5 protein-coding genes and 1 rRNA gene are annotated in these 5,567 nt (G+C 74.5%); 5 read left to right on the forward strand and 1 reads right to left on the reverse strand.

Going from position 1 to position 5,567, the window contains the following annotated elements; translation table 11 throughout:
* From G3I53_RS14050 to G3I53_RS14070, 5 genes are all read left to right on the forward strand, one after another.
* Positions 1-1,052: hypothetical protein (locus tag G3I53_RS14050; RefSeq protein WP_164438391.1), on the forward strand; the 1,052-nt coding region annotated here is incomplete at its 5' end.
* A 43-nt stretch (positions 1,053-1,095) separates the two neighbouring features.
* Complete coding sequence (locus G3I53_RS14055) at positions 1,096-1,812, forward strand: DUF4129 domain-containing protein (RefSeq protein WP_203617069.1); 717 nt, start codon at positions 1,096-1,098, stop codon at positions 1,810-1,812.
* A complete protein-coding gene (locus tag G3I53_RS14060; RefSeq protein ID WP_164438395.1) occupies positions 1,809-3,005 on the forward strand; it encodes a DUF4350 domain-containing protein in 1,197 nt (398 codons plus the stop codon). Before G3I53_RS14055 ends, G3I53_RS14060 begins: the two co-directional genes overlap by 4 nt.
* Positions 3,005-3,994, forward strand: a complete 990-nt coding sequence (locus G3I53_RS14065) for a MoxR family ATPase (RefSeq protein ID WP_203591825.1) — start codon at positions 3,005-3,007, stop codon at positions 3,992-3,994. The genes G3I53_RS14060 and G3I53_RS14065 overlap by 1 nt, the downstream gene beginning before the upstream one ends.
* Positions 3,994-5,304 carry a DUF58 domain-containing protein gene (locus G3I53_RS14070; RefSeq protein ID WP_164334124.1) on the forward strand — a complete coding sequence of 437 codons (1,311 nt, stop codon included), beginning with the start codon at positions 3,994-3,996 and terminating at the stop codon, positions 5,302-5,304. Before G3I53_RS14065 ends, G3I53_RS14070 begins: the two co-directional genes overlap by 1 nt.
* A gap of 120 nt (positions 5,305-5,424) precedes the next feature.
* On the opposite strand, the gene rrf is transcribed toward G3I53_RS14070, so the two are convergent.
* Positions 5,425-5,541: ribosomal RNA gene (gene rrf / locus G3I53_RS14075) — 5S ribosomal RNA — on the reverse strand.
* Positions 5,542-5,567 lie beyond the last annotated feature (26 nt).

Raw genomic sequence — 5,567 nt, forward strand, 5'->3', positions numbered from 1 at the left:
CCCCGCCCGGCGGCGGACCCGTCGGCGGACCGGGCGGCTGGGGCCACGGCTGGGGCGGGCCCCCGCCCGCCGCGAAGCCCGGCGTCATCCCGCTGCGCCCGCTGGGCGTCGGCGAGATCCTGGACGGCGCCGTCTCCACCATGCGCACCTACTGGCGCACCATCCTCGGCATCTCGCTGACCGTCGCCGTCATCACCGAGGTCATCGGCGTCCTCGTCCAGGGTCTGGCCCTGGACAGCGGCAACACCGCGATCCTCGAGGACCCGGACGCCACCCTCAGCGAGTTGACCGGCGTCCTGGGCGACCTGATGCTCGGCTCGGTCGTGCTCTACGTGATCGTGCTGCTGGGCACCGTCGCCGCCACCGCCCTGCTCACCACCGTCACCAGCCGCGCCGTGCTCGGCCGGCCGGTCACCCTCGGTGAGGCGTGGCGCGACGCCCGTCCCCAGCTCCTGCGGCTGCTGGGCCTGATGTGCCTGCTGCTGCTGATCACCGCCGCGGTCGTCACCGTCGGCGCGCTGCCCGGCCTGCTGGTGGGCCTGGCGGGCGGCGGCGGTGGGGCCGCCATCGCCCTCACCGTCCTCGGTCTCCTCGGCGCCGCCGTCGTCGCCGTGTGGCTCATGGTCCGCTTCTCGCTGTCCTCGGCGGCGCTGATGCTCGAGAAGCAGGGCATCGTCAAGGCGCTGAGCCGCTCCGCGAAGCTGGTCCGCGGCGCCTGGTGGCGCGTGTTCGGCATCCAGGTGCTGGCGGCCCTCCTCAGCGGCCTCGTCGCGTCGATCATCGTCATCCCCTTCACCCTCATCGCCAGCGCCTTCAGCGGAGACGGCGTCACCGGCTTCCTGGAGAGCGCCGGCGGGAACTTCGGCTGGACGTTCCTGATCATCAGCGGCATCGGCTCGGTCATCGGCCGCACGATCACCTTCCCGATCACGGCCGGCGTCACCGTGCTGCTCTACATCGACCAGCGCATCCGCCGCGAGGCCCTCGACCTCGACCTGGCCCGCGCCGCCGGCCTCCACGGCCCCGGCCCCGACGCCACCCCGGGGGGCTGACAGGGTGATAACCGCGGGGGGAGTCCTCACATCGGTCCAGGCGCTGCCGACGGCCACCGGCACCGCCGTACGCATCCTGGCGGGCGGCGACGAACCGCCCGTCACCCTCCCGCGCGACCCCGCGCGGGAGGCCGCCCGGCGCGAACTGTCCAAGCGCATGTACCACGAGAACGACCCCAGCTGGTTCCACAAGGCCCTCAACGCCTTCTGGGACTGGGTGGGCGACCTCTTCGAGGCCGCCTCCACCGCCACCCCGGGCGGCACCCTGGGCCTGACCGTCGTCATCGCCGCCGTCATCGCCGTCGTGGGCGCCCTGTGGTGGCGCCTGGGCACCCCGCGCCGCCAGCCGGTCTCCGCGCCCGCCCTGTTCGACGACCGGCCCCGCAGCGCCGCCGAACACCGCGCCGCCGCCGAGGCGCACGCCGCCCAGGGCCACTGGAACCAGGCCGTCCAGGAACGCATGCGGGCCATCGTGCGCTCCCTGGAGGAACGCGCCCTGCTCGACCTGCGGCCCGGCCGCACCGCCGACGAGGCCGCCACGGAGGCCGCCCGCGCCCTGCCCGCCCACACCGACCGCCTGCGCGCCGCCGCCCGCGGCTTCGACGACGTCACGTACGGCGGCCGCACCGCGACCGAGGAGGCGTACCGCGCCATCGCCGGCCTGGACGACGACCTCGAACGCAGCAGGCCCCGGCTCGCCGGCAGCACGTCCGGCGCCCACGGCACGGACCACGACACCAGCCGGGGAGCAGCCGGATGACGACCGAGGCCACCCTTCCGTCCACCTCGGCCTCGCCCACCGCCCGCCAGGTGTGGACCCGCACGCGCGGCATCGCCCTCGCGCTGGTGCTGCTGCTCGTGGGTGCCGTCGTGATCGCCGTGGTCCGCGCCGACACCCGCCACGGCGCACTCGACCCGCGCTCCGCCGACCCGCACGGCAGCCGGGCCGTCGCCGAACTCCTCGCCGACCGCGGCGTGGACACCCGCGTGGTCACCACCCTGGAGGACGCCGCCACCGCGGCCGGTCCCGACACCACGCTCCTGGTCGCCGTCCCCGACCTGCTGACCCCGTCCCAGCAGGCCCGGCTGCACGACGCCACCGCCGACGCCGGCGGCCGGACCGTGCTGGTCGCCTCCGGCAGCGCCTCCGTGGAACGCCTCGCGCCCGGCGTCACCGCCGCCCCGGCCACCAGCCTCGACTCCACGCTCTCCCCCGACTGCGCCCTGCCCGCCGCCCGCCGCGCGGGCAGCGCCGACGTCGGCGGCCTCCGCTACACCACCACCCACGTCGCGGCCGACGAGTGCTACCCCAGCGAGCGCCTCGCCACCCTGCTGCGCATCCCGGCCGCCACCGGCGACGGCGACACCGTCCTCCTCGGCTCCCCGGACATCCTCCTCAACGACAAGCTCGCCGAGCAGGGCAACGCCTCGCTCGCCCTCCAGCTCCTCGGCTCCCGCCCCCATCTCGTCTGGTACCTCCCCACGCTCGCCGACGCCTCCGCCGCGTCCGAGGACGGACGGCGCAGCTTCTTCGACCTGATCCCCTCCGGCTGGCTCTGGGGGACCCTGCAACTCTTCATCGCGGCAGCCCTGGCCGCCCTATGGCGCGCCCGGCGGCTCGGCCCGCTGGTGCCCGAGAAGCTGCCCGTCGCGATCCGCGCCTCCGAAACCGTCGAGGGCCGCGCCCGCCTCTACCGCCGGGCCGACGCCCGCGACCGCGCGGCCTCCGCTCTGCGCTCCGCCACCCGCACGCGCCTCGCCCCCCTCGTCGGCGTCCCCGTCTCCCAGGCGCACGCGCCCGAGGCCCTGCTCCCCGCCCTGTCCTCGCACCTCCGGGGCGACGGACAGTCCCTGCACGCGCTGCTGTTCGGCCCGCCGCCCGGCGACGACGCAGCTCTCATCCAGCTCGCCGACCACCTCGACGCCCTCGAAAGAGAGGTACGCCGTCCATGATGGACCCGACCACTGACAACGCCGCGCACACCGGGGACCCGGCCGCCGCCCGGGCCTCCCTGGAAGCCCTGCGCGCCGAGATCGCCAAAGCCGTGGTCGGCCAGGACCCCGCCGTGACCGGTCTCGTCGTCGCCCTCCTGTGCCGCGGCCACGTCCTCCTGGAAGGCGTCCCCGGCGTCGCCAAGACCCTCCTCGTCCGCGCGCTCGCCGCCACCCTGGAACTCGACACCAAGCGCGTCCAGTTCACGCCCGACCTGATGCCGAGCGACGTCACCGGCTCGCTCGTCTACGACGCCCGCACCGCCGAGTTCTCCTTCCAGCCCGGCCCGGTGTTCACCAACCTCCTCCTCGCGGACGAGATCAACCGCACCCCGCCGAAGACCCAGTCGTCGCTGCTGGAGGCCATGGAGGAACGCCAGGTCACCGTCGACGGCACCCCCCGCGCGCTCCCCGACCCCTTCCTGGTGGCCGCGACCCAGAACCCCGTCGAGTACGAGGGCACCTACCCGCTGCCCGAGGCCCAGCTCGACCGCTTCCTCCTCAAGCTGACGATCCCGCTGCCCTCCCGCGAGGACGAGATCGACGTCCTCAACCGCCACGCACAGGGCTTCAACCCGCGCGACCTGCGGGACGCCGGAGTCCGCCCCGTGGCGACCGCGGCCGACCTCGAAGCGGCCCGCACCGCCGTCGCCGCGACGACGGTCTCCCCCGAGATCACCGCCTACGTCGTGGACATCTGCCGCGCCACCCGCGAGTCGCCGTCCCTCACCCTCGGCGTCTCCCCCCGCGGCTCCACCGCGCTGCTCGCCACGGCCCGCGCCTGGGCCTGGCTGACCGGCCGCGACTACGTCACCCCGGACGACGTGAAGGCGCTCGCCCTCCCCACGCTCCGGCACCGTGTCCAGCTCCGCCCGGAGGCCGAGATGGAGGGCGTCACGGCCGACTCGGTCATCAACGCCGTCCTCGCCCACGTCCCCGTCCCCCGCTGATGGCACTCACCGGACGCGCCGCCCTCCTCGCGGCCCTCGGCTCCCTCCCCGTCGGCATCTGGGAACCCGGCTGGACGGGCATCCTCGCCGTCAACGCCCCCCTCGCGGTGGCGTGCGCCTGCGACTACGCCCTGGCCGCACCCGTGCGCCGTCTCGGGCTGACCCGCTCCGGGGACACCTCGGTCCGCCTCGGCGACAGCGCCGACGTCACCCTGACGGTCACCAATCCCTCCGGGCGCCCGCTGCGCGCCAGGATCCGGGACGCCTGGCCCCCGAGCAGCTGGCAGCCCGGCACGGGGCCCGACGCGTCACGGCACCGCCTGCGCGTCCCCCCGGGCGAACGCCGCCGCCTGACGACCCGTCTGCGGCCGACCCGCCGCGGCGACCGCGTGGCGGACCGCGTCACCATCCGCTCCTACGGCCCGCTCGGCCTGTTCGCCCGTCAGGGCACCCACCGGGCGCCCTGGACGGTGCGGGTCCTGCCGCCGTTCACCAGCCGCAAGCACCTGCCGTCGAAGCTGGCCCGTCTGCGGGAACTCGACGGCCGCACCAGCGTCCTGACGCGGGGTGAGGGCACCGAGTTCGACAGCCTGCGCGAGTACGTCCCCGGCGACGACACCCGTTCCATCGACTGGCGTGCCACGGCCCGTCAGACGGCGGTCGCGGTGCGCACCTGGCGTCCCGAGCGGGACCGTCACATCCTGCTGGTCCTCGACACCGGCCGCACGTCCGCGGGCCGGGTCGGGGACGTACCCCGGCTGGACGCGGCCATGGACGCATCCCTGCTGCTGGCGGCGCTGGCCTCCCGCGCCGGCGACCGTGTGGCGCTCCTCGCCCACGACCGCCGCACTCGTGCCCTCGTCCAGGGCCGCACCGCGGGCGATGTCCTTCCGTCCCTGGTCAACGCGATGGCCACGCTGGAACCCGAGCTCGTCGAGACCGACGCCCGGGGCCTCGCGGCCGCGGCACTGCGCACGACCCCGCGCCGGTCCCTGATCGTGCTGCTCACGACCCTGGATCCCGCGCCGATCGAGGAGGGTCTCCTGCCGGTCCTGCCTCGGCTAACCCAGCGCCACACCGTCCTGCTGGCCTCGGTGGCCGATCCGTACATCGCCGAGATGGCCACGGCACGCGGCACGACGGACGCGGTGTACGAGGCGGCGGCAGCCGCCCAGTCCCACGGCGAGCGCGAGCGCACCGCGGAACAACTGCGCCGGCACGGTGTCACCGTGGTCGACGCGACTCCTGACACTCTGGCGCCGGCCCTGGCCGACGCATATCTGGCCCTGAAGGCGGCGGGACGGCTGTAACCGCCGCGGAGCACGTCCATCGCCAGGGGAAGGCGGGATTCTGATTCGTTTTCCTCTCCCCCTGGCTCTGAAACGCAGAAAACCCCCGTGTCATCAGACACGGGGGCTTCCCCACAATTTGTTCGGCGGCGTCCTACTCTCCCACAGGGTCCCCCCTGCAGTACCATCGGCGCTGTAAGGCTTAGCTTCCGGGTTCGGAATGTAACCGGGCGTTTCCCCTACGCTATGACCACCGAAACACTATGAAACACTCAACCGCACCA

The organism is Streptomyces sp. SID14436 (genome assembly GCF_010548465.1).
Taxonomy (GTDB): Bacteria; Actinomycetota; Actinomycetes; order Streptomycetales; family Streptomycetaceae; genus Streptomyces.